Source organism: Fimbriimonadaceae bacterium (assembly GCA_019638795.1).
In the GTDB taxonomy this organism is placed as follows: domain Bacteria; phylum Armatimonadota; class Fimbriimonadia; order Fimbriimonadales; family Fimbriimonadaceae; genus JAHBTB01.
On the sequence record JAHBTB010000010.1, the window covers coordinates 60848 to 85668 of the forward strand.

The following is a 24821-nucleotide window of genomic DNA, read 5'->3' on the forward strand; positions in this document are numbered from 1 at the left end:
GTCGCCCGCTAACCCTTGGCCGCAAACGAGGCGTCGATGTCAAACCCGAAGTGGTCTCGGGCGTTGGTGTGGCACACCTCGCGCACCAATGCCCCGACAATGTCAAAGTCGCGGGGGAGGAGCCCGTCCCGCATCTCGGCCCCCAGCACGTCGCACAAGACGCGCCGGAAGTACTCATGCCTGGTGTACGAGAGAAAGCTCCGCGAGTCGGTGACCATGCCGACAAACCGCCGCAACAAGCCGCAGTTCGAGAGCGCGTCCAACTGCATCCGGATCCCGTCGCGCTGGTCCAGATGCCACCACCCGGACCCAAGTTGCACCCGACCCGGCACACCCTCCTTCGGAAAGTTCTGCGCCATCGTCGCGAAGACGTAGTTGTCGGCCGGGTTGTTGTTGTAGAGGACGACCTTTGGCAGTCGGCCCGCTGCCTCAAGCTCGCCCAGAAACGACGCTAACCCGATGGCGTGGCGATCGTCGCCGATGCTGTCAAAGCCCGTGTCGGGGCCGAGACCGGCGAAGGCCCGGGGGTTAGCGTTTCGCAAGGGCCCCAGGTGAAACTGCATGGTCCACCCTTTCTCGGTGTTCCACGCGGCGACTTCGCCCAGGACAAACCGCATGAACCCCCGTTGCTCTTCTGGCGAGGCGGCGTGCCCCGTGGCGGCGCGGACGAAGACCCGCTGCAACTCAGAGTTCGTCAGCGTCTCGGTCGGCAGGGTCGTCACCCCGTGGTCGGAAAGCCGGCCACCGACGGCATGGAAGGCGTCGTGACGTTTCTTCAATGCCGCCATCAGGTGGCCGAGACTGAAGATCTTTTCGCCCGACGCCTCACTCAGGCGCTGGATCCAGGGGATGAAGGCTTCGGGCCGGTCCACCCCGGTCGCCCGGTCGGGTCGAAAAGTGGGGAGCACCCGCGTCTTGAGCCCTCGGCAAGCCTCGTGGTGGGCCAAGGAATCGGCCGGGTCGTCGGTGGTGCAGACCACGGCCACCCGGTCTCGGGCGAGGATGGCCCGTGTCGTCAGGCTTCCGAGCACTTCGTCCGCCCGGTCCCAAAGCTCGTCGGCCCGTTCCGGCGTCAGTGTCCCGGTGACGCCGAAGTACCGCCATGCCTCCAGGTGCGACCAATGGTACAAGGGGTTGCGCAGGGTGTAGGGCAGGGTCTCCATCCACGCCTGGTGCTTCTCCCGCGGTGCGGCGTCGCCGGTGCAGAACCGCTCGGCCACCCCGTTGGCCCGCATCGCCCGCCACTTGTAGTGGTCACCCTCCAGCCAGACCTCGGCCAAGTCACGGAACCGGTGGTCGGCGGCGATTTGGTCCGCGGGCAAATGACAATGGAAGTCGATGATCGGCAGCCCCTCCGCATAGTCGTGGTAAAGGCGGCATGCTTCGTCGCTGCCCAAGAGGAAGTCTTCGTCTACGAAGCCCATGGATCGACCACCAGTTTGAACACCCCCTTCTTCCCTTCGCCCGTGTTCTCGCGGAAGAGGCGCGGGAGGTCGGCAAGGGTCGTCTTCGTCTGCCACTCCTTGACGCGGAACCGTCCCTGTTCCAGCCATGCCAACGCCCGGGGATAGTCGCCGACTTCAAAGTTGCAGCTGGTGACGATGCTTCGCTCCGAACCAAGGCGCAAGAAGTTGACGGGCACCGGTTCGTCGTGTACCGCGAGGTTGACCAGCGTGCCAGCCTTGCCTAGGATTCTCACGCCAAGGTCCAACGTCTCCGCCTTGCCGACCGTGTCAAACACCGAGCCAAACCCCTCCGGGGCCAATCCGGACAGCGTGGAGAGCAAGTCTGCGTCGGACAGGCCGCGGGTGTCCACCGCGACGCCCACGCCCTGCCGCGTGGCGATGTCCAGGGCCACCGGTGATTGGTCGAGAAGCACGGCGTGGCTGGCCCCCAGCGCCAAGGCCGCCTGGGCGACGCCGTTCCCCGCCGGCCCTGCCCCGACACAAAGCACCGGCCGCCCGGGCTGGACCCGCCCCTGCTCGGCGACGTGGAGACAGACCGCCAAGATGTCCATCATCGCCGCTTCCTCAAAGCTCAGCGAGTCGGCGATCTCAAAGCAACTCTGGCCCCAAGACGGGGCAAACCGGGTGTAGGCACCGGGAAAGTAGTCTTGGTCGCCCCAGCCTTGGCCATGGCCCATATGGACGGTGTCCGGGCACAGCCGCGACCGGCCGGCCTGACAATCCGGGCATCGCCCGCAGACCTTGGAACAGACTGGCGCGACGCGCTTGCCCAAAAGCCGCCGGTTCGCTTCGGACTGCACCGCCACGACGACCCCGGCGTACTCGTGTCCCAGCACGATGTTCGGGGGGTTCGGCACAAAGCGGCCGAGGGTGTGCTGGGCCCACGGGTTCTCGCCCAGGTAGTAGCGGAAGTCTGACCCGCAGACGCCGCACGCCTTGATCTGGACCAGGACGATGTCGGGGTCGCCGTAGGAACCGACCGGCCACATCGGGATGTCCATGACACTCAAGTCGCGTGGCCCGACCAAGACCCCGGCGGGCATGGACGCCGGAAGTTCGACGATGGATTCCATCACAGCCCCCACCATGAACAAAACCCGCCGTCGACCGTCAGGACGGTGCCGTTCACAAACTTACTGGCGTCACTGGCCAGGTAGAGGACCGCGCCCACCAAGTCTTCCGGGACACCAAACCGTCCTGCCGGCGTGTGGTCGATGATCTTCCTACCCCGTTCAGTCAGTTCACCAGTCGCCTGGTCGGTGAGGAGGAAGCGGTTCTGCTCAGTGATGAAAAAGCCCGGCTGGACCGCGTTCACTCTCACCCGTCCCCCCGTACGCCCACCCCACTCGACGGCGCACCAGCGGGTCCAGGTGTCCAAGGCCGATTTGGCGGCCGCATAGGCACCGACCCGGCTGATCGGCAGTTCGGCCGCCACCGACGTCACCGTGACGACACTCGCGCCCTCGGGCCGGACGTGGGGCCCAAAGGCGAAGACCGGGTGCACCGCGCCCGTGAACAGGTTCAAGTCAAAGGTCTCCTTGGCCGCGTCCAAATCCCAGTCAAAGAAGCCTTGGTCGGGCCGCAGGGTCGCCTCCGGGCGGTTGCCGCCGACGGCGGCAAGCAAGACGTCGACCGGGCCCTGTCGGGCCGCGACCTCGCCGGCCACCCGGGCCAAGTCCTCGAAGTCACCGGCGTCAGCTGTCCATGCCGCTCCGCCGACCTGGGCCGCCAAGGCGTCCAGTTTTCCCCGGTCACGACCGACCAGGCTGACCGTCGCCCCCGCGCCGGCCAACCCCTTCACCATCGCCTCACCAAGGACACCGGTGCCCCCGAGCGCGACGACATGCTTGCCGTGAAGGCTGAACATGGGGCCAGTATGCAACGGTGGCTAGCCGCCGACCTCGGCGACGAACTGTTGCGGGGACTTACCCCCTTCGTTGACCACCGTCATCGGCGTCCACCCCTTGGGCCCTGCCGAGAGGGCGTCGGCCAGCCAGTCTTGGGCGAACGCCTTCCGGTCGGCTGACAAGGGCCACGCCACCCCCCGCGACGCCGCGGCGGCCCGGAACTCGTCCCACCGCCGCAGCCACACCGTGTGCGGCGCCAGCCGGGCGGTCTTGACCCGCCAGGTCAGTCCGGCGTCTTGTGCCACCGCCTCGGCGGCCAGCCGCCAGTCTCGCTCTACGGCCAGCATCGTGTCGAAGTCCAGGTAGTGGGCGTCGGGGCCGTCATAAATCCACGTCTTCTTCGCCGCCGCCTTTACCGCCAGCCGGTCCAGGGCATGCAAGATATGAGGGCCGGCGGCCCCATAGTAACCGTTGAGAAACTCTGCGGTCAGGGCGCGGTCGTCTTGGCCCGGGTCATCCATGAGTCGGGCCAGCACCCAAGCCCGCATCTCGGTCATCTCCGACCCGCTGGACTGGTAGGCCCCTTCCTCGAAGACGCCCTTGACCCCGTGGCTGGCGAAGAACCTCAGGTTCGGCCCCATGACGCGGTAGTTGGGGAACGGCTGGACGTAGTGGGCGAAGTTGGTGACGTAGTCCCACACGTAGAGCCGGTCTGTCAACCGGTTCCACCCCCTCAGGTCGGCGGCAAACTCCTTGTTCGAGGGTCCGTCCAGGGGCCGGCCAAAGTCACATTCGATGCTGCACAACCGGACGATCACATTGGGCCGGGGCCGCACCGACCGCGGCGGCTTGCGCGAGTACTGATAGGCCAAGGTGTCAATGGCGACCTTGGGGAACTCGGACCTGATGTGGTCGGCGACATAGTTGGCCAGCTCGACCATTGTCCCGGCGTGGCTGCCCTCACGGTCGTCCACCGCCTTGCAGGCAGGACACTCGCACGGGTTGAAGCAGTCGTTCTGGCTGACGCTGACAATGTTGACGGACGGGTCGCGGCGGCAGATATCCTTGACCCGTTCCACGATGATGTCCCGCACCGCCTGGTTCGTCGTGCACAGTTGCGCGTTCTCCGCGGTCCGCTTGCCCTTGACGAGGCTGAAGTACTCGGGGTGGGTCGCGAAGTACTTCTCCGGCGGCACCAGGCCGTAGAAGGTGTGGACGAACCCGCCATAGACCGTCTTGCCGCCTCGGCTGGCGTCCAAGCCCCCGCCCATGCCGTTGGCAAAGTTGTGCCATTGCCAGTCCCCGTCCATGAACCCGTACCAGTAGGGGTCGCGGTATTCAAACGCTGGTTTGTGGCGGTCGTCTTGCTTGGGGACGGCCAGTCGTGGGTTCTTCGGGACGGTGGTCGCCCACGGCGTCCAGTAGCGGACTCCGGCATGCCTTTGTAGGAACCGAGAGACCGCGTAGAGCGTGCCCCGGGGCCGGCCTCCGGTGAGGAGGAGCCGGCTTCCCCGACGCGTCATCAGCGACTCTTCGTCGCCAAGCCGCTCATAGTGGGCAGACGGAAAGTACCGGTCGACCAGCTTCCCCCTGCCGACGACGACGCATGAATCGGGGAGGGTCTTGGTCGCCTGGGTGACTTTCGAGGGCGCACCGGTGACCTTGGCCAGAGTCGTCGCCAACTCCTGCGCCGCCCTCGCTTCGGCCGGAGTCGCGTCCGGCGAGGTCACGACGGTCTGCCATGTCTTGTCCACCCGGGGCGCCAGAGCCGTCGCGACAAGGATGGTGAACATGGCTGGATTATGTCGGGACCACCTTAGGGGCGCAGAATCTCTAAGAGTTCCCGGTCGACCAGGTACCCGTCCACGGTCTCGTAGTGCGCCCCGGGCCGGCCGTGCTCCACGATCCCAAACGCGCCCTCGAACCCCCAGAGAGACCAACCCCAACCATACTCCCGCCACAAACCGACGAGGTCGGTGAACCACCGGACGGCGACGTCGTTGGGTGTCTGGTTGAAGCAGCCGAACTCACCGATGTGGACGGGCCTCCCCATCGCGGCGACCTGGCGCCAAGGGGCATAGAACTCATGGAGGGCCGCCCTGTCCCACGGGTGCCCCCACCAGTCGCCACCGGGATACACCGCGTCATGACCCTTCCAACCCTCCCACCAGGTCGCGCCTTGGTGGCTGACCGGCATGGGTTGGTAGCCCCGCCCCGAGTGGACGACGTCGAGGTCCGCTAGTTCCGGCATCGCGACGTGCCCCCCTTCCAGGCCGTCGATGACGATGGTCCGTCCGGGGTCGACCGCCCGTATCGCCGCCACCACGCGGCGCACCAACGCTTCGTGCACGTCCCGGGTCATGCCGTACTGCCCGATGTCGGGTGGTTCGTTGACCAGGTCGAAGCTAAGGACGTCGCCCGGCACACCCTTGTACCGGCGGGCGAAGGTCTCCCACTGAAAGACAAACCCGTCCTGAGCCTCCCGGTCGGTCCACAGGTTATGCCGCTCGATATCAGGCCGGTTGATGCAGTACCCCGGTGCGCGGTGCATGTTAAGGCTGAAGTGCAACCCCCGCTCCCGGCAAACGGCGAGGTAGCCGTCGATCGCGGCCAAGACTCCCTCGTCCATGGCCTCGTAGTCCCCACCGACCGTCCAAAACCGGTAGTCGCACGCCAGGCGCACGAAGTCGAACCCGTTTCGTGCCATGAAGTCGAGGGCCCGCAGGTCGGGCGAAGCGGGTCTGGCTCCCGGCTCCCACGAGAAGACCCACTGAAAGTTGAAGCCGGTCCAAGGCATGGGTCAGTTTAGACAAGGTGACGACTTGGCAATCCGGCACCGGAGGCCGTATAGTGTCCGCGTGGACCCTCGCCTCTTGATCGCTGTGGCCGGCGGCGTCTTCGCCATCGCCTGCACAAACTCCGCACCCGCCACGACTTCTGAGGCCGCGCCGTCGGCCGAGCCTGTCCCGATCCTCAGCGGGATCCCCGCGCAGCGGCGTTCCGTCAACGTGACCCAGCTCTACAACGACAACTGTGCCAAGTGCCACGGGACCAAGGCGGAAGGCGGCTCGGCCAAGTCCCTTGTCAACATTGACAAGTTCGACCAGAAGTGGGACGTCCCCTTCTTCAACACGATCAAGAAGGGCAACCCCGACTGGGGGATGGACGAGTTCGGCGCGACCCACAGCGACGAAGAGGTCTGGGCTCTGGTCGTGCATATCCGTGAACTGCAAAACAAGGGCCTCCGCGACGGAGGATGGCGTCCCAAGGAGTCCGGCGGCGTTTTCACATCCAAGTACGGGAAGTACAAGGTCGACACCGTCGTCGACCGGGGCCAGCGCCTGCGGTTGCCGTGGTGCCTGGAGTTCCTTCCCGACGGCCGCATGCTGGTGTCGGAGAGGTCGGGCCGCCTCATGGTGTTGAAGAACGGCGGGGTCGTGGGCGAGGTCACCGGGCTGCCTCCGAGCAGGGAGCTGGGCCAAGGCGGTCTGATGGACGTCGTCTTGCACCCCGACTACGCCAAGAACGGCTGGGTCTACATTGCCGTGGCCGACCCCAAGAAAGACGGCGGGAACGCCGCGCTGACCAAGATCGTGCGGGGCAAGATCACCTGGAACGGCGCAAGTGGACGGTGGGGCTCGCAGCAGACCATCTTTGAGGCACCGCAACGGTTTTACACCGGCGCAGGCATCCACTTCGGCGGCAAGATCGCCTTTGACGGCAAGGGTCACGTGTACTTCAGCGTCGGCGAACGCGGGGGCAACATGTCGTCGCACAAACTCGACGTACCCTGGGGCAAGGTGTACCGCCTGAACGACGACGGCTCCGTGCCCAAGGACAACCCGTTCCCCAACAGCCCGTTCCCGGGGACATGGACATGGGGACACCGCAACCCGCAAGGGTTGGTCGTCCGCGCCAACGGCGAGGTCTGGGACACCGAACACGCCCCGCGCGGCGGCGACGAACTGAACCACCTCCAGAAGGGGGGTGACTACGGTTGGCCGGTCGTGTGCTTCGGGATCAACTACAACGACTCGCCCTTCGTGGTGCCCTGGCCGACCGCCGACCAAAAGATCACCATGCCGGCCCTCCGCTGGATGCCGAGCATCGCGGCCAGCGGCCTCAGCGAAGGCAACGGCAAGATGTTCCCCAAGTGGAAGGGCGACCTTTTCGCCGGCGGTCTGGCGGGCCAGACCGTCCGTCGGCTTCGCGTGGACGGCGGCAAGCTCGTTGAGGAGGAAGAACTCCTCTACGGCCGCGGCCGTGTCCGCGACGTGCGGACCGGGCCGGACGGCGGCATCTACGTCGTCCTCAACGATCCGGACATCATCGTGCGGTTGTCGGCGACCAACTGAAGCGCATCCTCAGCCGGGCCGTTCGCGCGGCCCGGCCCCTCGGCCGCCGGTATCCTCACGGCCTCAGATGGTCAGGCACCATGTCGGCGGCAACCGGTGGGAGGGCGTGGACGTCCACCCCTATAAGGAGGACGGCGGGACGCACTTCAAGTCCATCACGCGCCAGACCTTGTTCTCCGGAGCCCACGACCTGGGAGTGGAACTGCGGTACTTCGAGATCCAGCCGGACGGCCATTCGACACTGGAGCGCCACGAACACGCCCATCTCGTCATGGTCCATGAGGGCAACGGCCACGTGCTGGTCGGCGACACGGTGACGCCCGTCGGCCCAGGCGACGTCGTCCACGTTCCACCGATGACGTACCACCAGTTCCGCGCCACCCAAGGGTGCGTGATGGGTTTCCTTTGCGTGGTCAGCGCGGAGCGCGACAAGCCGCGCCGACCCACCGCCGAAGAGGTCGCCGGGCTCCCCGAGGCGGTACGGCAGTTTGTGCGGACTTGAACCATGAAGAGACCCAGGGAGTTCGGGTTCGAAACCCGCATGCTGCACGCCGGCCAGGTGCCCGACCCCCATGTCGGGGCGCGGGCGGTGCCGATCTACCAGACCACCAGCTACGTCTTTGAGAGCGCCGACGAGGCCGCCCACCTCTTTGAACTCAAGCAGTACGGCAACATCTACACCCGCATCAACAACCCGACCACCGCGGTCTTTGAGGAACGCATGGCGTCGCTCGAAGGCGGCACCGGGGCAGTGGCCTTGGCCAGCGGCATGGCCGCGCAGTTTGCCACGGTGATGACTCTCTGCCAGCCCGGCGACGAGGTCGTCGCGTCCTCCCACCTCTATGGCGGCAGCCTGACGATGCTCACCCACACCCTGGGAAAGCTGTCTGTGCAAACCAAGTTTGTCGACCCCGACGACCTCGACGCCTGGGCCGAAGCCACGACGCCCCAGACACGGCTCTATTTTGTCGAGACGATTGGCAACCCAGTCGGGTCAATTCCCGATTTTCAACCTCTTGGTGAACTGGCTAAATCCAAGAGGGTGCCGCTTGTCGTCGACAACACCTTTGCGACGCCGTACCTGTTCCGCCCTATCGAGTGGGGCGCCGACATCGTGGTGCATTCGGCCACCAAGTTCGTCGGCGGCCACGGCACCAGCATCGGCGGTGTCGTCGTCGACTCGGGCGACTTTGACTTCTCCCGGTTCCCCAGCGTGGCCGGCCCGTCGGCCAGCTACCACGGGCTCCAGTTTGCCGACACATTCGGCCACTACGGCTTTCTCATGAAGCTGCGCGCCGAGACATTGCGCGACACGGGGGCATGCATCTCGCCGACCAACGCGTTCATGCTCCTCCAGGGCGTCGAGACATTGAGCGTCCGCATGGACCGCCACGTCGCCAACGCCAGGGCCGTCGCCGAATACTTGGAATCACACCAAAAGGTTGAGAGAGTCCATTACGCTGGGCTCCCCTCCCATCCGCACCACGCCCGCGCCAAGAAGTATCTGCCGTTGGGCCCCGGTGCCGTCCTGTCATTCGAGCTTCGTCCGACCGGAGGGGACGTCCGTATGGCGGGCAAGAGCCTGATCGAGTCCCTCAACCTTTTCAGCCACTTGGCCAACGTGGGCGACGCCAAGAGCCTGGTCATCCACCCCGCCAGCACGACCCACCAGCAACTGAACGATGACGAACTCGCCGCCTGCGGCATTACCGCCGGGACGATTCGCCTGAGCGTCGGTTTGGAGACGACGGACGACCTGTTGTGGGACCTTGAACAGGCGCTGGCGGCCATCTGACACGGTGTAAGCCAAACACACTCAAGGCCAACCTTGGACGACTTGAGCGAGCTCGATAATCCAGACCACGATCTGCAGGCCGGAACAGCCCGAAGCCGTCTCGTCGTATCCTGGTCAAGACAATGCTGACCAACATGATCCTTGTCGCCGCCACCATGACCCAGACCAAGATCGACGACCTCGCCTGGCTGGCCGGAGAGTGGCAGTTCGAGCGCAGCGGCCGCCTTGTCACCGAGCATTGGTCCAAGCCCGCCGGCGGAACCATGATCGGCTATTCCCGCACCGTCCGCGACGGAAAGACCACCGAGTACGAGTTCCTGATCGTCCGTGCCGACAAAGCGGGAGTCCTCGAGTACGTCGCCAAACCGTCAGGCCAAGCTGAAGCGGTCTTCAAACTCATCAAGGCCGACAAGCAAAGCGTCGTCTTTGAGAACAAAGGCCACGACTTCCCTCAGCGTATCCTCTACACCCTGAAAGGCGACGACCTCACCGCTGCGATCGAGGGCAATGTCAACGGCCAAGGACGTCGCGTCGAGTTCCCCTACCAGCGGGTCAAGTGACGCCACTGCCGGTACTATCGGAGTAGGGACAAGAGTAATGAGCTTCGGCCACGCCCCGGCATGCGACATCCGGCTGAACACGGCCCTGACCCCCGATCAGCGTGACCTCTTCCAGGACAGCCGGGTCGTCCGGCGCGTCCTTGCCGAAGCCAAGACCATCGCCGTCGTCGGCCTCAGCACCGACCGGACCAAAGCCAGCAACATGGTCGCCAGTTATCTACAGGACGAGGGCTACCGGGTGGTCCCCGTCCACCCCAAAGCCGAGGAAATCCTGGGCGAAAAGGCGTACCCCAATCTCCGTGCGGTGCCTTTCCCCGTCGACGTCGTCGACATCTTCCGTCCGAACACCGAAGTCGCCGGGATCGTCGACGACGCGATCGCCATCGGGGCCAAGGCGGTCTGGATGCAGCTTCGTCTCTACGACTTGGACGCGGCCGCCAAGGCCCAGGCAGCGGGCCTGATGGTGGTGGCCGACCGTTGCATCAAGATGGAGCACGGGCGTTACTCCGGGGCGTTGCACTGGGCCGGGATGAACACCGAGGTCGTCACCGCGCAACGGGAGCGACGGCGTCGGTAGCAGGCAAGGCGACCTTTACGCCATCAAATCCTTCACCACGTGGCCATGCACGTCGGTCAGGCGCATGTCGCGGCCCTGATAGCGATAACCCAGCTTCTTGTGGTCGACCCCCAACAGCCAGAGTAGCGTCGCGTTCAGGTCGTGGACATGGACGGCCCCGTCGGTGAACTCGTCCATCGTCGGCTCCATCGGAGAGCCGTCCGCGGCGACGATGTTGTAGCCGAAGTCGTCCGTTTGGCCGTACGTCGTGCCGCTCTTCACCCCTCCCCCCGCCATGAAGACGGTGAAGCAGCGCGGGTGATGGTCGCGCCCGAACGTGTTGGGATCCAGGGGCCCTTGTGAGTAGCTCGTCCGCCCAAACTCGCCGCCCCAGACGATCAACGTCTCGTCGAGCATGCCCAGGCGTTTGAGGTCCTTGACCAAGGCCGCGGTCGGCTGGTCCGTGTCCTTGCATTGCTGGGTGATCCCCGCCTTGAGCCCGCCGTGCTGGTCCCAGCCTTGGTGATAGAGCTGGATAAACCGCACCCCCTTCTGGGCGAGGCGCCGGGCGAGCAGGCAGTTCGCGGCAAAGGTGCCGGGCTTCTTGCTGTCCGGCCCGTAGAGTTCAAAGACTTCGGCGGGCTCCTTGCTCAGGTCGGTGACTTCGGGGACACTCGTCTGCATCCGGTAGGCCAGTTCGTACTGGGCGATCCGGCTCTCGATCTCGGGGTCGAGCTCCTTCTCGAACTGGAGCCGGTTGAGTTCTCCCAGCCGGTCCAACATCGCCCGACGCCCACTCTCACAGATTCCGTCCGGGTTGCTCAGGTAGAGCACCGGGTCGCCCCCGGAGCGGAACCGCACGCCCTGGTACCGGGAGTCGAGGAACCCGCTCCCCCACAACCGCGCGTAGAGCGGCTGGTCACCCTTGCCCACACTGGCCAGCACGACGAAGGCGGGCAAGTCTTCGTTCATCGAGCCGAGCCCATAGCTGAGCCATGCCCCGAAGCTGGGCCGGCCCGCGATCTGGCTTCCGGTCTGCATGAAGGTGATCGCCGGGTCGTGGTTGATCGCCTCGGTAAACATGGACTTGACAAAGCAGAGTTCGTCGGCGACGTCCTTCAAGTGGGGGAACAGTTCGCTCATCCAGGCACCGCTCTGGCCGTGCTGGGCGAACTCAAATGGCGACCCGGCCAAAGGGATGCTGGACTGGTTCGCGCTCATCGCGGTCAGACGTTGCCCCTTGCGCACGCTTTCGGGAAGTTGCTGGCCGTGCATCTCTCGGAGCTTGGGCTTGTAGTCGAAGAGGTCTTGCTGGGCGGGGCCGCCGGCCTGGAACAGGTAGATGATCCGCTTGGCCTTGGCGGCATGGTGCAGTCCCTTCACCTGGCTGCCGTCGGCCCAGACCATTTCAGGAAGGAGGGCAGACAAAGCCATGACCCCGACGCCCTGGGCCGCCCGCCCAAAGAACTGCCGCCGGGTCAGGCGCATCATGCGCTCGGTGATCATCATCGGGTCGTTCATCGCTTCCACACCACCGCGTCCGAATTGAGGACGGCCTGGCAGACCACCGTCATCGCGGCCAAGTCGGTCCGGTCAAGGCCAGGGTCAGGCTTCCTCTCGCCCTGGGCCAACAACTTGTCCACGTCCGCCTTGTCAGCGGTGAAGACGGCCCGCTGCTCTTCGAACACTTTGAGGAGCACCGCCGACTCCCGCGGCCCCGGCTCCCGGCCCGCCAACCTTCGGAACGCCACCGCCACCCTCTCGGCCGGACCCTTACCTTCCTTCATCGCCAGTTCGGCCAGGACTCGGGCCGCCTCGACGAACTGGACGTCGTTGAGGAGGACGAGGGCCTGCATCGGCGAGCTTGTGTTGGGGCGGCGCACGACGCACGACTCCCGCGAACCGCCGTCAAAGACCAGCATGCTGGGTACCGGCGTCGTCCGCTTGACCGTCGAATAGAGGCTCCGCCGGTACAAGTCCGCTCCCTTGCTTTGGACAAAGGCTTGGGTCATGGTGTTGTTTTCTGTCCAAATGCCCGCCGGTTGGTACGGGTTCACCGGCGGCCCGCCCATCTTTCCGTTCAGGAGCCCGGCCGCCGAAAGGGCGGTGTCCCGCATCATTTCGGCGGTCAGGCGTTGGCTGGGCCCGTGCCAAAGCAGGCGGTTCTGAGGGTCTGCCTCGGCGCCTGCCGGGTTCCGCTTCGAGTCCTGCCGATAGGTCGCCGACGTCACGATCTCTTTCACGAGGGCCTTCACGTTCCAATCGGAGTCCATGAACCGGCGGGCTAAATAGTCCAAGAGTTCCGGATGGGTCGGCACCGTCCCTTGCACGCCGAAGTTCTCGCTGGACTCCACAAGCCCCACACCAAAGAGCATCTGCCAGACCCGGTTGACAAAGACCCGCGCCGTCAGCGGGTTGTCCTTGCGTGTCGCCCACCTGGCCAAGGCCAGCCGGTCGTTGTCACCTTGTGCCCTCAAGGGCGGGAAGACCTTGGGGGTGTCGCGGACGACGCGGTCCTTCTCCGTCACGGGTGCGTCGTACATGCCGTGGAACAGCACGTAGGTCGGCTTAGGCCGCTTGGCCTCGTGCATCACCTCGACCTCCAAGACGCCGTCCTCCACCGCCGTCAGCTTCACCTGGGCCTCGCGCAGGTGCTTGAGGGCTGTCTGTACGGCCGGATCGCCCCAGGCCGGGCCGGGTGCGGCGGCGACATAGCGGACCTCCGCCACCTCTCCACCTTTCCATCCTGCGTCACGAAACCTTTGGCCGATCGACCAGTCGCCCCCTGAGGGGCCCAGGTCGCCATAGGCGGAGACCTTTTTCCACAGTCGGCTGGCCAAAACTTCGACTTTTGCTTCCTTGCCGCCGACATAGATTTTCAGGCCGTCGACCGACCCACTGCCGTCGTACGACCATCCCACCTTGGACCACTCGTCTTTGGGCAGTTGTCCCACCGTCCGGACCGCGAGGGCGTTGCCCGGCCAAGAGCGCATCACCCGGGCGGTCAGATGGCCGTCGTCCAGCAGGAGGTCCATGCCGCAAAAGCCCACGTCGGTCCCCCCCGTGCGGTGCAAAAGGACGACCTGGCCCTTGTCCCGCGAGTCTCGCACCGCCATCTCCCACGTGAACGCGTCGTACCTCTCCTTGGCCGGAAGTCCACGGAACACCACCCCGTCGTCGCCCCCCGTCCGGACGGCCTTGACCTTCCGTCCGTCGACGACCGCGTCCACCAGACTCGGCGTGCCGACCAACTGGGCGTAGACGTCCTTGTTCGCCCCGGTGCTCGGCGCGAACTTGCCGCCTTCTTGCTTCTCGAACTGGAAGGAGTAGGAAGCGGGAGCCGGACCGCCGTCCGCCACGGCGGCCTTCCGTGCCCGGGCCAGTTCATGCTTGGCCTTGTCGGACTCGGCCCTCAGTCGGGCGATCTCCGCTGCCTGCTCTTTGGTGGGCAAGAGCAAGGAGGGGGGCGGGACGATCTCACTGCTGAGGAGCAGGCCGAACTCGTCGATCGAGTTGAAGTAGCTGTACAGCTGATAGAACTCGCGTTGGGAGATCGGGTCGTACTTGTGGTCGTGACAACGGGCACAGCCGACAGTGAGCCCCAGCACGGCGGTACCGAACGTCTCCACCCTGTCCACGGCGTAGGCGTTCTTGAAGTCGGCGGGGATCGACCCACCTTCGTTGGACTGCCGGTGCAGCCGGTTGAACGCCGTCGCCAGTTTGTCGTCAGTGGTCGATCCGGGCAAAAGGTCGCCGGCCAGTTGCTTGGTGACGAACTGGTCGTACGGCATGTTCTGGTTGAACGCCCTGACAACCCAGTCCCGGTACGGCCAGAACGGCGCCAAAAGGTCACTCTGGTAGCCGTAGCTGTCGCTATAGCGGGCGGCGTCGAGCCACTCGACCGCCATCCTTTCCCCAAACGCCGGCGAGGCAAGGAGCTCGTCGACATAGGCTGAGTACGTGCTGCCTGGCTTTCTCGGCATGGCCGCCGGAGGAAGGCCGGTCAAGTCGAGGGCGACGCGCCGGTTGATCCGCTCAGGGGCCGCCTCGGCCGTCGGCTTCAGCCCGTCAGCCTGCAACTTGGCAAAGACGAAGCGGTCGATGTCGTTCCGCGCCCAGCCGTCGCCGGCGTGGGGCACCGGAACCGTCTTGGGCACGGGGATGAAAGCCCAGTGCGACGCATACTTCGCCCCTTCCGCGATCCACCGGCGCAACACGGCCGCCTCGGCGGGGGTCACGGCCTTCCCGGTCGCGGCCGGTGGCATCGGCGAGTCCTTGCTCGTCACCCGCCTCAACATCAGGCTCTCGTCGGGCTTGCCCGGGACGACGGCGTGTCCGTCCCCCAGGTCGGCGGTCGCCCCGGCGAAGGTGTCGAGCCGGAGCCCCGCCTGGCGAGACGAGGCGTCGGGGCCGTGGCACAGGAAGCATTTTTCCGACAGGATCGGCAGGACGTCCCGGCTGAAGTCGACCTGGGCAGGTCCGGGGGCTGAGCCCGGGGTGGCCGCCGCCGCCGCGAACCACACAAGACCAGCGACCAAGGCTGCCGGGCCGACGCGCATAAAGCCAGGTTACCGCCGGTGGCTTGAATTCAACGCTGGCGATAGACAAAACTCAGGTTTATGACCGGCCCACGGCCACGCCTGACCCCCGGCGAAGTCGCCCAGTACAACGAGGACGGCTACCTGGTGTTCCGCCGTCCCGTGCTCGCGCCGGACAGGTTCGAGGCCCTGCGTCAATACTTCGACAAGATCTTGGGCGAACTGGACGCCGACGAGCGGCCCGAGTCGATGGACGTGCCCCATTTCATGTACCCCGACCTCTTCGCCTGGGCGTTCGACGACGACGTCCTCGACCTCGTGGAGCCGATCCTCGGCCCTGACCTGGCTCTCTTCTCGACCCACTTCATCTGCAAGCCCAAGGGCAACGGCAAGCGGGTGCCCTGGCACGAGGACAGCTTCTACTGGAAGGGGCAGATCGAGCCTATGGAGGTCTGCACGGTCTGGCTGGCCCTGGACCCCAGCACGACGGAAAACGGGTGCATGTACGTCATCCCGCGCACCCACACCACCGGCAAGAAGGGCTTCAGTGACTACGACCCCGTCGACCTGGCCCACAACGTCTTCAACTCGGAGATCAAGGCGGTGCAGCGCGACGACAGCGCCAAAGTCGCCATCGAAATTGAGCCCAACCAATGCTCTCTCCATGACGGACGCATCATCCACGGGAGCGAGGCCAACCTCTCCGACAAACGACGCTGCGGCTGGACGCTCAGGTTCACCAGCACGGCGGTCAAGTTTCACGACGAGAACTTCCACGGTGCCCACCAGGTCTATCTCGCGAAGGGCGTGGACCGGGGCGGGAACACCTATGCCGACCCCGGCAAGCGGTATCCGGAAGTGATGAAGGCCCGCGGGGCGGTCAGCCGGTACCGTAATGCCCACTGAAATTGAGATTCGGCTGACCGAGAGCCCAGTGATGACTACCGCACCTCACACAATCACCCCCGGCCGTGTCCGGACATCCAAAGGGGTCCGCCTGTGCTGATGTGCCTGCTCGGGTCGCCTTGGGCCGGCCCTCCGACGACGCCCGGCGCCGTCGTGTACAAGGGCACCCATGGACCGGGGAAAGGCAAGCACGTCGTCCTCCTTGCCGGCGACGAAGAGTACCGGTCCGAGGAGGCCCTGCCCCAGTTGGCCAAGATCCTCGCCGTCCGCCACGGCTTCACGTGCACCGTCGTCTTTCCGATGGCCCCGGACGGAACGGTCGACCCGACCGTCCAGACCAACGAACCCGGGGTCACCGCCCTTCGCGACGCCGACTTGTGCGTCATGCTCATGCGCTTCCGTCACTGGCCCGCGAGCCAGACAAAGTCGTTCGCCGACTACCTCGACACAAAAAAGCCGGTCCTCGCGTTGCGCACCAGCACCCATGCGTTCGACTATTCACGCGACCGGCAGGACGCCTACGCCAAGCTGAGTTGGGACGACCATGGCGGGTTTGGCCGCCAGGTCCTGGGCGAGACATGGGTCAGCCACTGGGGGGTCCACGGCGTCCAGGGCACCCGGGCCCTGCCCGAGGAAGGCCGGTCCGGACACCCCCTCCTCCGTGGGGTCGGCACCATCTTTGTCACCACCGACGTCTACGAGGCACATCCGCCCGCCGACGCGGAGGTCGTCTTGCGCGGACAGGTCGTCGCAGGCCTCAAGGCCACCGACCCTCCCGCGACGGGCAAGCGCAAGAACGCACTCCAAGTGGAGCAAGGGATCAACGGCCCGATGATGCCGGTCTTGTGGACCCGGATGAGGGGGGCGGGCCATACCGTCACGACCACGATGGGCGCCGCGACCGACCTGCTCGACGAAGGTCTGCGCCGGTTGCTGGTCAACAGCGTCTATTGGCAACTCGGCCTTCCCGTCCCGGCCAAGGCCGACGTGGACTTGGTCGGCGACTACCGGCCAAGCCCGTTCGGTTTCGGCAAGCACAAGCGGGGCGTCAAGCCGGCCGACCTCGCGCTCCCGCCGGACGGCGGAACGACAAGTTGACGCGCATTGGAGGCATGGCCCGAGCATCGGGCGGACGGTTCACCTCATAATGAACCGACCAGCGACGAAGCTAGTTGCTTTGCGAAGCGGAGTGTAAAACCATCACCATGAGCGAACAATCGACCCCCAAGACTTCTCGCCGGAGCTTCCTCCAGGCGACCGGTGGACTCGCTGCCAGCGCCGCGTTGACCAAGTTCGACCTTCCCGGCGTCCACATGTCCAACGACGACGCCATTCAAGTCGCCCTGGTCGGATGCGGCGGACGAGGCAGCGGCGCGGCGGTGAACGCGATGGCGACCAAGTCGGGGACGTGCAAGCTCGTCGCCATGGCCGACGTCTTCAAAGACCGCCAGGATGACTCCTACCGGAACGTCAAGCAGGCCGCCGAGCACATGCCGGACAGGTTTGCGGTCACCGAGGACAAGAAGTTCCTCGGATTCGACGCTTACAAGAAGGCGATGGACTGCCTCCGGCCGGGAGACATCGTCATCCTCACCACCCCGCCCGCCTTCCGCTGGGTGCACTTCACCTACGCGCTCTCCAAGAAGCTCAACATCTTCATGGAGAAGCCGGTCTGCGTCGACGGGCCGTCGGCCAAGCGCATGCTCAACCTTAACGAGCAGGCCAAGGCCGCGGGCACCAAGATCGGCGTCGGGCTGATGTCGCGCCACAGCGTGGGTATGAACGAGTTGTACAAGCGCATCCGCGACGGGGAGATCGGCGACATCACCTACATGCGCGGTTATCGCATGCACGACCCCGCCGCCTCCTCGCAGTCGACGTTCAAGTTGAAGCCCGAGGGCATGAGCCACCTGGAGTTTCAGATCCGCCGGTTCCACAGCTTCCTGTGGTGTAGTGGCGGCTGTTTCAACGACTTCTACATCCACTTGATCGACCAAATGTGTTGGATGAAGGACGCCTGGCCGGTCAAGGCCTATGCCCTCGGTGGACGGCACTACAAGACGGCCCCGGACGGGTCGCCGTTCGTCGACCAGAACTTCGACACCTATGCCATCGAGTACAGCTTTGCCGACGGCACCCGGATGCAGTTCGACGGACGCTGCATGAACGGCGCCCAGGTGATCTACTCGAGCAACGTCCAGGGCACCAAAGGCGTCGCGATCGCCTCGCGGGCCGGAGACTGCGGCGGGCCTCAGGCCACCTACCGGGGCTTCAACACCACCCGCGACCGCGAGATCTGGCGGTCGAAGGACAACAGCAACCCCTATCAAAACGAGTGGGAGTCCCTGGTGGCCGCCATTAAGGCGAACAAACCCTACAACGAGGTCGACTACGGGGTCAAGGCGTCGCTCGTCAGCAGCCTGGGCCGCATGGCCGCCCACACGGGTCAGGAGGTCAGCTACGACGACATCCTGAACGGCACGTTTGAGATGGGGCCCAACGTCGACAAGCTCACCTACGAGTCCGACGCGCCCGTGATGCCTGGTGCCGACGGGATGTACCCGCAGCCCGAGCCAGGCCGGAAAACGACGGAGTACTGACGCCCAGCCCGGCATGAAGATCACTGCCATCAGGGCGTACCAAGTCGACCTGCCCCTCCACGAAGGGACGTACAAATGGTCGGGCGGCAAGTCGGTCTCCGTCTTCGACAGCACCGTTGTCGAGGTCGAGACCGGCGAGGCGTCTTTGTCTCAATTTTATTGACCAGTGCACCATGTCCAGAGGTAACTTGCGCCTAGCAAGGGGAAGCGACTGGTGACTAAATCACTCATTGGCCTCGTAGTCCGTTCGTTTGTTAGCCTGTATGTCCCTGCCCTTGTCCTGGCAGGGATCGGGATCAAGATCGAGGACATCTCGACGGTGCTTCCGCATGCCACACTGGGGACCCTGATCCGGTTGCCGGCCTTTGCCGTCGCAAACTACTACCTCAAGGACCCTAAGAAACGAGCTGCTGTCTCAGTGCTGGCCGTGGTTGCCTCACATTTGCTCGTCAGCATCGGTCAGGCGTTGAACAGCGGAAAGCTCCTTGATGCACTTGCCCAGCAAGGCTGGCTGCCCTACTTGGGCACCACCGCCGTCGCACTCATCGTGGCTGTGCCTGCCGCCACGATTTATCTTGTTTGGGAACGTCGAGCCAATCCAAAGCGCTCAGACTACAGCGAATCTCTTGCTCGCTGACCCGCAAATCTGTCTCAAGCCACCTGGCCCAAAGCAGCTATGTCACGGTCAGCGTCGCGGAAGGCGCCCCGCGACAGTGGACGGCAAGATGAAGGCGTCGACAGCCCCGGGCCTTGGCGTCGAGCCGAAGGTTTCACAATTTCGCAAGATACGCCAGCGTGGAAGTTCTTACTCTAGGCGAGAATGTCCCGCACGACTTCACCGCCGACGTCCGTCAAACGGAAATCCCGGCCCTGATAGGCGTACGTCAACTTCGTGTGGTCGATGCCCAGCTGGTTGAGGACAGTCGCCTGCATGTCATGCACCCCGACCGGATCCTTGACCACGTTATAGCAAAAGTCGTCTGTCTCCCCATGCACATACCCACCCTTGAACCCACCTCCCGCGACCCAGAGGGAGTAGCAGTCACCAAAGTGGTCGCGCCCATGGGCGTTCTTGTTGTTGATGTCGCCTTGGACAAAGACCGTCCGCCCGAACTCGCCCGCCCAAAGGACGATCGTGTCGTCCAGCATGCCCCTCTGCTTAAGGTCGGTCACGAGCGCCGCAGACGGCTGGTCGGTGTCGCGACACTGCAGAGCCAATTGAGTGTCCAAGTTGCCATGCTGGTCCCAGCCCGAGTGCATCAGTTGGACAAACCGGGTGCCCCGTTCCAAGAGCCGACGCGCCAGCAGGCAGTTGTGGGCGTAAGTGCCCCGCTTCTCCACGTCTGGCCCGTACATGTTCAATATTGAGCGAGGTTCCTTTGATATATCGGTCAGTTCCGGCACCGACGTCTGCATGCGAAAGGCCATCTCGTACTGGGCGATGCGGGTCTCGATCTCGGGGTCGCCGTAGTCCGCGTGGCGTCGGGCGTCGAGCTTGACGAGGTCGTCGAGCAATGACCGGCGCAGTTCTGGCGACATCCCCGGCGGGTTGCTCAGGTAAAGCACCGGATCGCCCTCGGCCCGGAACCGCACGCCCTGGTACTTCGACGGGATGAACCCCGACCCCCAGTAGTAGTCGTAGAACAACTGGCCGCACGTCTTCTTCTCGTCGCTGCTCGTCATCACGACGAAGGCGGGCAAGTCCTCCGTCATCGAGCCCAGGCCGTAGGCCACCCATGCCCCCATGCTTGGCCGTCCTGGAATCTGGCTCCCCGTCATGAAGAAGGTCACGCCGGGGGCGTGGTTCACCGCGTCGGTGTGCATCGACTTGACCAGGCAGATGTCGTCGGCGACAGAGCCGGTGTGGGGGAGCATCTCGCTGAGCCACATGCCGCACTGGCCGTACTGCTTGAACGGCTTGATCGGCGGCAGGACGGGAAATTTCGCCTGGTTGCTCGTCATCGTGCTCAGCCGCTTGCCTTCACGCAGGCTGGCGGGGAGTTCTTCCAGGCGGTGCTTGTCCAACTGGGGCTTGTAGTCAAACAGGTCGACGTGGCTGGGCGCGCCGCCCTGCCACAACACGACGACACGCTTGGCCCGCGGTTTCATGTGGGGCAAGCCCGGCAGTCCCCCTGACTTGGACTGCCGGGCCGCGCCGTACCCCTCCTGGGCCAGCAAGGCGCTCAGGGCCGCCATGCCGACGCCCTGGGCACCGGCCTTGAACAACTGCCGCCGCGACAACCGCAAGTCTCGCTCGAAGAGGGGGTTCAACCTAGGGTCATTGTACATGGCGCGTCGCGGTGATCCCTCCGCAGAAATCGAGGGCACCCGTGAACAACCGGTTGGTGTAAAACGTCAGTACTGCCATCGGACCAACGCCATGATCGTCCGCCCCCTCCTCTTGTCTGCCTTGGGGTTTTTCTCCCTGGGCTTCCAGCCGAGCCCGCCACCCCAGCTCCACGTCTTGGTCGTCGGCGGTGGCCCCCAACCCAAATACAACCAGGTCGCCATCGAGAGCAACGTCCGCTACATTGACCGGGTCAAGCCGTCCAACACGGATCTCAGAGTGCTCTTCACCGACGGTAATCCCGAGTCGAAGAACGTCTTGTGCCAGGGCGAAGGGGGCAAGACCTACTACCGCGCGCCCCAACTCCCGCGCCAAGACGGCCCGGCCCACCTCGCGACCGTCCAGGCCGAGTTCGCCAGCTTGGCCGAACGGCTCCGGCGGGACAGCGCGGGCGAGTGCCTGGTCTACTTCACCGGGCACGGCAGCCCCAACAAGGCGGGCAACCTGAACAACAACCACTTCGACCTGTGGGACAACCAGCGCCTGACCGTCACCGACATGGCGGCGTCGCTCAAGCAGTTCCCTAAGGACGTGCCGGTCACCCTCCTGATGGTCGAGTGCTACTCCGGATCGTTTGCATACACTCTGTTTGAGGACGGACTGCCCGACGCCCAACTGGCCGACCGCAAGATCTGCGGGTTCTTTGCCAGCGTCCAGCAACGCATGGCCGCCGGCTGCACCCCCAATGTCAACGAGGCCGAGTACCGCGACTTCACCGGCTATTTCTTGGCCGCCCTGACCGGCAAAGACCGCATGGGGCGGGATGTCCAAGGCGTCGATTACAACAAGGACGGCCGGGTGGGCATGGACGAAGCGTTCGCCTATTCGCTTGTCCACGACAACTCGATCGACACCCCGGTGTGCACGTCCGACGTGTTCCTCCGCCGCTTCGTCACGACCAAGGACGCCGACATCATGGCGACATCCTTCAGCCAAGTCCGGTCGTGGGCACGGCCCGCCCAACTTGTCGCCCTCGACGGACTGTCCACCGCCTTGGGTTACGACAGCGAAGACCGGCTCCAGGTCGCCTACAACGCCTTCATCCGCAACCCGGTGAACAGCGCCAAAATGCGCGATGTCAACACACTCCGTTTTGTGCGGCTCGCCAAGTCGGTGGTGCTCCAACACCAATTGGATGTGTCCGGCGCGCCAGAGGTCAAGCGGCGGTTCGCCGAGCTTCTGAAGCTCGAGGCGGCCAACCCGCTCCGACCCGCCCGGGCGTGAGTCACTCCCGCGTCATCGCCTCGTCCAGGTTGAGGATCGACAGACAGACCGCCGCATAGGCGGCGTGCTCGGGCACGCCGAGCGACCGGTCGCGCGGCGACTCGCCCACCGCGAGGTATCGACTTGCCGCCGCCTCGTCCTTCCGAAACGCCGACAACGCCTTGTCGACGCTGGAACTCAGGACGGCCATCTCGCTTGGGCTGGGCGTCCGTCCACAGACCAGGCGGAACGCCAAGCCCAACCGCTCGGGGCGCGACGCCTTGGCCAACATCACCCGTTGGGCGAGCGCCCTCCCCGCCTCGACCCACGTGACGTCGTTGAGCATGGTCAAGGCATGGAGAGGCGTGGAAGTGCGGTAGCTGCGCACCACACAGACCTGCCGCGCGGAGGCGTCGAACATGTTCCCCGGCGCCACTGTCCGTCGCCAGAACGTGTAGATGGATCGCCGATAGAGGTCAGCGCCGTGCGACTGCGGATAGGTGAAGTCCCGCTCGTCGGTGATCGCCAGACTGCTCCAAATGCCTTTGGGCTGGTAGGGGTACACCGGAGCCCCGCCCACCTTGAGGTTGGCCAGGCCCGAGGCGGCAAGGGCCACGTCGCGCAGCACCAGCGAAGGCATCCGGAACCGTGCCCCGCGCGCCAGCAACACGTTTTCGGGGTCGCGCTTGAGCAAGGCCGGCGAGACCCGCGACGACTGGCGGTACGTCGCACTGGTCACGATCAGGCGGTGCATGCCCTTCACGTCCCAACCGCTCCGGACAAACTCGGTGGCCAGCCAATCAAGCAAGGCGGGGTGGGACGGTGGCTCGCCCTGGACGCCGAAGTTTTCTGACGTCTTGACCAGGCCGCGACCGAAGAAGGTCTGCCAGTAGCGGTTCACCGCCACACGGGCAGTGAGCGGGTTCTGGGGCGAGACGACCCATGCCGCCAGCCCAAGGCGGTTCTTTGGGAGTCCGGTCGCGCCGAACAGCGCCGGTACCCCCGGCCCGACCTTTTCGCGCGGCTCGGTGTAGTTCCCTCGGTTCAAGACATGCGTCTCCCGAGGTTGCGCGTCGCTCATCACCATCGGCTTGGGAGTCGCCGCCCGCACCGCGGCCAGTTCCTCGCGCAGGCGCTTGGCGGTCGCCCTCTCCGGGGGCCGGAGCACGTTGTCCAGGAAGTACGTCCTCAGCGTGGCTTCCTGATCCTTGCTCTTGTCCTTGGCGGCAAGGGCGTCTTGGACCGCTTTTGGCGCCTTGGTGTCACCCGCCCGCTCCCAATCAGCGAGTCGGCGCGCCGTCTCGGGGTCGTCCTCGACCTTCTTCGCCGCCTGGTCGGCGGCCGACGACTCGGCCGTCAGCTTGGTCAGGCGGGCCATCTGTTCCGGCGACCCGGCGTAGATCCAGGGTTTGGCGAGGCTGTAGGGGACCCCGCCCTCCGGTCTGCCCCGCTCGGGGACGTTGTTGAAGTACGCCATCAGGCTGTAATAGTCGCGCTGGGTGAACGGGTCGTACTTGTGGTCGTGGCACCGGGCGCAGCCCATGGTCAAACCGGAGAAGACCGTCGCGGTGGTGTCGACCCGGTCAAAGAGGACGATGTTGCGCTGTTCTTCCTCGATGGCCCCGCCCTCCTCATTGAGCATGTGGTTGCGGTTGAACCCCGTCGCGACGAGCAGGTCACGGCCCTCGGGGGTCGTTTCGCCCGCCCCCGGCATCAGGTCTCCCGCCAACTGCTCGGTGGCGAAGCGGTCGTAGGGCATCCCCGCGTTCATCGCCCGCACCACCCAGTCGCGCCACACCCATTGGTAGGTGTCGCCTTCCATCTGGAAGCCGTTGCTGTCGGCGTAGCGCGCGGCATCGAGCCACGGCAGGGCCATCTCCTCGCCGTAGTGGGGGCTGGCCAGCAGCCGGTCGACGACCTTCTCGTAGGCGTCGGGCGACTTGTCGGCAAGAAAGGCGTCCATTTCCGCCAAGGTCGGCGGCAGGCCGGTCAGGTCGAGGGTGACCCTCCTCAGGAGGGTGGCCCGGTCCGCCTCTGGTGAGGGCCGTAGCCCTTCCTTCTCCAGCCTCGCCAAGACGAACCGGTCGACCGGGTTCCTGACCCATCGCTTGTCCCGGACAAGGGGAAGAGGGGGCCGTACCGGCGGCACGTAGGCCCAGTGCTTCGCGGGCTCCCCAGTCGACGTCGCCCCTTGGTCGATCCAGTCGGCGACCAACTTCAATTCCCGCGCAGAAAGCGGAGTGAACCCCAACGGCATCTGAGGCCCGCCCACGCCCTTGACCCGCTGCAACAGCAGGCTCTTGGCCGACTGGCCCTTGATGACGGGAGGGCCGCTTGCCCCGCCCTTCATCAGCGTCTCGTAGGTGCGCAGGTCGAGGCCGGCCGCCGGCGCGTCGCCGCCATGGCAACTCACGCACTTGGCCCGGAGCAGCTTGGCGACGTCGCCATAGGCCACCTTCTCCGTGGGGCGGCCTGTCTGGGCCAGACCCAGCGCCAAGGGCCCGGCCGCCACCACGACCTGCCATACCGCGAGGCCCCGTTGCCCGATCCGCCGACGCATAGTTCCAATATGGCCCAGGTGGGCCCCGTCTGGTCGAGAACCCCGTGATTGTCCCCCGCCCGACCAGCCACGGGAAGATTGCTTGTAT

At 65.2% G+C, this 24821-nt stretch carries 20 protein-coding genes; 11 read left to right on the top strand and 9 right to left on the bottom strand.

Annotated elements, in window-relative coordinates:
* Window positions 1-8: 8 nt before the first annotated feature.
* From uxaC to KF857_11355, 5 genes are read right to left on the bottom strand one after another with little or no spacing between them, the layout of a single operon-like run.
* On the bottom strand, window positions 9-1424 hold the full coding sequence (gene uxaC, locus KF857_11335; protein ID MBX3112591.1) for a glucuronate isomerase: 1416 nt from the start codon (window positions 1422-1424) through the stop codon (window positions 9-11).
* Window positions 1412-2539, bottom strand: coding sequence for an alcohol dehydrogenase catalytic domain-containing protein (locus KF857_11340; protein MBX3112592.1), 1128 nt, complete (start codon window positions 2537-2539; stop codon window positions 1412-1414). Before KF857_11340 ends, uxaC begins: the two co-directional genes overlap by 13 nt.
* Window positions 2539-3333: an SDR family oxidoreductase gene (locus KF857_11345; protein ID MBX3112593.1), complete on the bottom strand. Its 795-nt coding sequence runs from the start codon at window positions 3331-3333 to the stop codon at window positions 2539-2541. Before KF857_11345 ends, KF857_11340 begins: the two co-directional genes overlap by 1 nt.
* 21 nt (window positions 3334-3354) lie before the next feature.
* The gene (locus KF857_11350; GenBank protein MBX3112594.1) at window positions 3355-5106 is read right to left on the bottom strand and encodes a DUF4838 domain-containing protein; all 1752 of its coding nucleotides are present in this window, start codon (window positions 5104-5106) and stop codon (window positions 3355-3357) included.
* Between the two features lie 23 nt (window positions 5107-5129).
* Window positions 5130-6110 (bottom strand): cellulase family glycosylhydrolase, encoded by a 981-nt coding sequence (locus KF857_11355; protein ID MBX3112595.1) that lies wholly within the window; start codon window positions 6108-6110, stop codon window positions 5130-5132.
* Window positions 6111-6171: 61 nt separating this feature from the next.
* Between KF857_11355 and KF857_11360 the strand changes: the two genes are divergently transcribed.
* The 5 genes from KF857_11360 to KF857_11380 all read left to right on the top strand — a co-directional run bounded on the left by KF857_11360 (window position 6172) and on the right by KF857_11380 (window position 10600).
* Window positions 6172-7668, top strand: coding sequence for a PQQ-dependent sugar dehydrogenase (locus KF857_11360; protein MBX3112596.1), 1497 nt, complete (start codon window positions 6172-6174; stop codon window positions 7666-7668).
* A 67-nt stretch (window positions 7669-7735) separates the two neighbouring features.
* Window positions 7736-8170, top strand: coding sequence for a cupin domain-containing protein (locus KF857_11365; GenBank protein ID MBX3112597.1), 435 nt, complete (start codon window positions 7736-7738; stop codon window positions 8168-8170).
* A gap of 39 nt (window positions 8171-8209) precedes the next feature.
* Window positions 8210-9463 (top strand): O-acetylhomoserine aminocarboxypropyltransferase/cysteine synthase, encoded by a 1254-nt coding sequence (locus KF857_11370; protein MBX3112598.1) that lies wholly within the window; start codon window positions 8210-8212, stop codon window positions 9461-9463.
* A gap of 122 nt (window positions 9464-9585) precedes the next feature.
* The gene (locus KF857_11375) at window positions 9586-10023 is read left to right on the top strand and encodes a hypothetical protein (GenBank protein ID MBX3112599.1); all 438 of its coding nucleotides are present in this window, start codon (window positions 9586-9588) and stop codon (window positions 10021-10023) included.
* A gap of 37 nt (window positions 10024-10060) precedes the next feature.
* Window positions 10061-10600: a CoA-binding protein gene (locus KF857_11380; GenBank protein ID MBX3112600.1), complete on the top strand. Its 540-nt coding sequence runs from the start codon at window positions 10061-10063 to the stop codon at window positions 10598-10600.
* Window positions 10601-10615: 15 nt separating this feature from the next.
* On the opposite strand, the gene KF857_11385 is transcribed toward KF857_11380, so the two are convergent.
* Window positions 10616-12100, bottom strand: coding sequence for a DUF1501 domain-containing protein (locus KF857_11385; protein ID MBX3112601.1), 1485 nt, complete (start codon window positions 12098-12100; stop codon window positions 10616-10618).
* Window positions 12097-15138, bottom strand: a complete 3042-nt coding sequence (locus KF857_11390) for a DUF1553 domain-containing protein (protein ID MBX3112602.1) — start codon at window positions 15136-15138, stop codon at window positions 12097-12099. The genes KF857_11385 and KF857_11390 overlap by 4 nt, the downstream gene beginning before the upstream one ends.
* A gap of 60 nt (window positions 15139-15198) precedes the next feature.
* On the opposite strand from KF857_11390, the gene KF857_11395 reads away from it, so the two are divergent.
* From KF857_11395 to KF857_11415, 5 genes are all read left to right on the top strand, one after another.
* Window positions 15199-16023: a phytanoyl-CoA dioxygenase family protein gene (locus KF857_11395; GenBank protein MBX3112603.1), complete on the top strand. Its 825-nt coding sequence runs from the start codon at window positions 15199-15201 to the stop codon at window positions 16021-16023.
* A 99-nt stretch (window positions 16024-16122) separates the two neighbouring features.
* Window positions 16123-17121 (top strand): hypothetical protein, encoded by a 999-nt coding sequence (locus KF857_11400; protein ID MBX3112604.1) that lies wholly within the window; start codon window positions 16123-16125, stop codon window positions 17119-17121.
* A gap of 107 nt (window positions 17122-17228) precedes the next feature.
* Window positions 17229-18623 (top strand): Gfo/Idh/MocA family oxidoreductase, encoded by a 1395-nt coding sequence (locus KF857_11405; GenBank protein MBX3112605.1) that lies wholly within the window; start codon window positions 17229-17231, stop codon window positions 18621-18623.
* A 13-nt stretch (window positions 18624-18636) separates the two neighbouring features.
* Entirely contained in the window at window positions 18637-18786 is a 150-nt protein-coding gene (locus KF857_11410) for a hypothetical protein (GenBank protein MBX3112606.1), read from the top strand.
* Window positions 18787-18837: 51 nt separating this feature from the next.
* Complete coding sequence (locus tag KF857_11415; GenBank protein ID MBX3112607.1) at window positions 18838-19260, top strand: hypothetical protein; 423 nt, start codon at window positions 18838-18840, stop codon at window positions 19258-19260.
* A gap of 173 nt (window positions 19261-19433) precedes the next feature.
* On the opposite strand, the gene KF857_11420 is transcribed toward KF857_11415, so the two are convergent.
* Entirely contained in the window at window positions 19434-20894 is a 1461-nt protein-coding gene (locus KF857_11420) for a DUF1501 domain-containing protein (GenBank protein ID MBX3112608.1), read from the bottom strand.
* A 109-nt stretch (window positions 20895-21003) separates the two neighbouring features.
* On the opposite strand from KF857_11420, the gene KF857_11425 reads away from it, so the two are divergent.
* A complete protein-coding gene (locus tag KF857_11425; protein ID MBX3112609.1) occupies window positions 21004-22194 on the top strand; it encodes a hypothetical protein in 1191 nt (396 codons plus the stop codon).
* A gap of 1 nt (window position 22195) precedes the next feature.
* Here the strand turns inward: KF857_11425 and KF857_11430 are convergent, their stop codons facing one another.
* Entirely contained in the window at window positions 22196-24733 is a 2538-nt protein-coding gene (locus tag KF857_11430; protein ID MBX3112610.1) for a DUF1553 domain-containing protein, read from the bottom strand.
* Window positions 24734-24821: the final 88 nt, after the last annotated feature.

What these genes read in the sequence shown, in the direction of transcription:
- uxaC (MBX3112591.1), bottom strand. Translation starts at nt 1,424, where the DNA reads ATGGGCTTCGTAGACGAAGACTTCCTCTTGGGCAGCGACGAAGCATGC.
- KF857_11340 (MBX3112592.1), bottom strand. Translation starts at nt 2,539, where the DNA reads ATGGAATCCATCGTCGAACTTCCGGCGTCCATGCCCGCCGGGGTCTTG.
- KF857_11345 (MBX3112593.1), bottom strand. Translation starts at nt 3,333, where the DNA reads ATGTTCAGCCTTCACGGCAAGCATGTCGTCGCGCTCGGGGGCACCGGT.
- KF857_11350 (MBX3112594.1), bottom strand. Translation starts at nt 5,106, where the DNA reads ATGTTCACCATCCTTGTCGCGACGGCTCTGGCGCCCCGGGTGGACAAG.
- KF857_11355 (MBX3112595.1), bottom strand. Translation starts at nt 6,110, where the DNA reads ATGCCTTGGACCGGCTTCAACTTTCAGTGGGTCTTCTCGTGGGAGCCG.
- KF857_11365 (MBX3112597.1), top strand. Translation starts at nt 7,736, where the DNA reads ATGGTCAGGCACCATGTCGGCGGCAACCGGTGGGAGGGCGTGGACGTC.
- KF857_11370 (MBX3112598.1), top strand. Translation starts at nt 8,210, where the DNA reads ATGCTGCACGCCGGCCAGGTGCCCGACCCCCATGTCGGGGCGCGGGCG.
- KF857_11375 (MBX3112599.1), top strand. Translation starts at nt 9,586, where the DNA reads ATGCTGACCAACATGATCCTTGTCGCCGCCACCATGACCCAGACCAAG.
- KF857_11380 (MBX3112600.1), top strand. Translation starts at nt 10,061, where the DNA reads ATGAGCTTCGGCCACGCCCCGGCATGCGACATCCGGCTGAACACGGCC.
- KF857_11385 (MBX3112601.1), bottom strand. Translation starts at nt 12,100, where the DNA reads ATGAACGACCCGATGATGATCACCGAGCGCATGATGCGCCTGACCCGG.
- KF857_11390 (MBX3112602.1), bottom strand. Translation starts at nt 15,138, where the DNA reads ATGCGCGTCGGCCCGGCAGCCTTGGTCGCTGGTCTTGTGTGGTTCGCG.
- KF857_11395 (MBX3112603.1), top strand. Translation starts at nt 15,199, where the DNA reads ATGACCGGCCCACGGCCACGCCTGACCCCCGGCGAAGTCGCCCAGTAC.
- KF857_11400 (MBX3112604.1), top strand. Translation starts at nt 16,123, where the DNA reads ATGTGCCTGCTCGGGTCGCCTTGGGCCGGCCCTCCGACGACGCCCGGC.
- KF857_11405 (MBX3112605.1), top strand. Translation starts at nt 17,229, where the DNA reads ATGAGCGAACAATCGACCCCCAAGACTTCTCGCCGGAGCTTCCTCCAG.
- KF857_11410 (MBX3112606.1), top strand. Translation starts at nt 18,637, where the DNA reads ATGAAGATCACTGCCATCAGGGCGTACCAAGTCGACCTGCCCCTCCAC.
- KF857_11425 (MBX3112609.1), top strand. Translation starts at nt 21,004, where the DNA reads ATGATCGTCCGCCCCCTCCTCTTGTCTGCCTTGGGGTTTTTCTCCCTG.
- KF857_11430 (MBX3112610.1), bottom strand. Translation starts at nt 24,733, where the DNA reads ATGCGTCGGCGGATCGGGCAACGGGGCCTCGCGGTATGGCAGGTCGTG.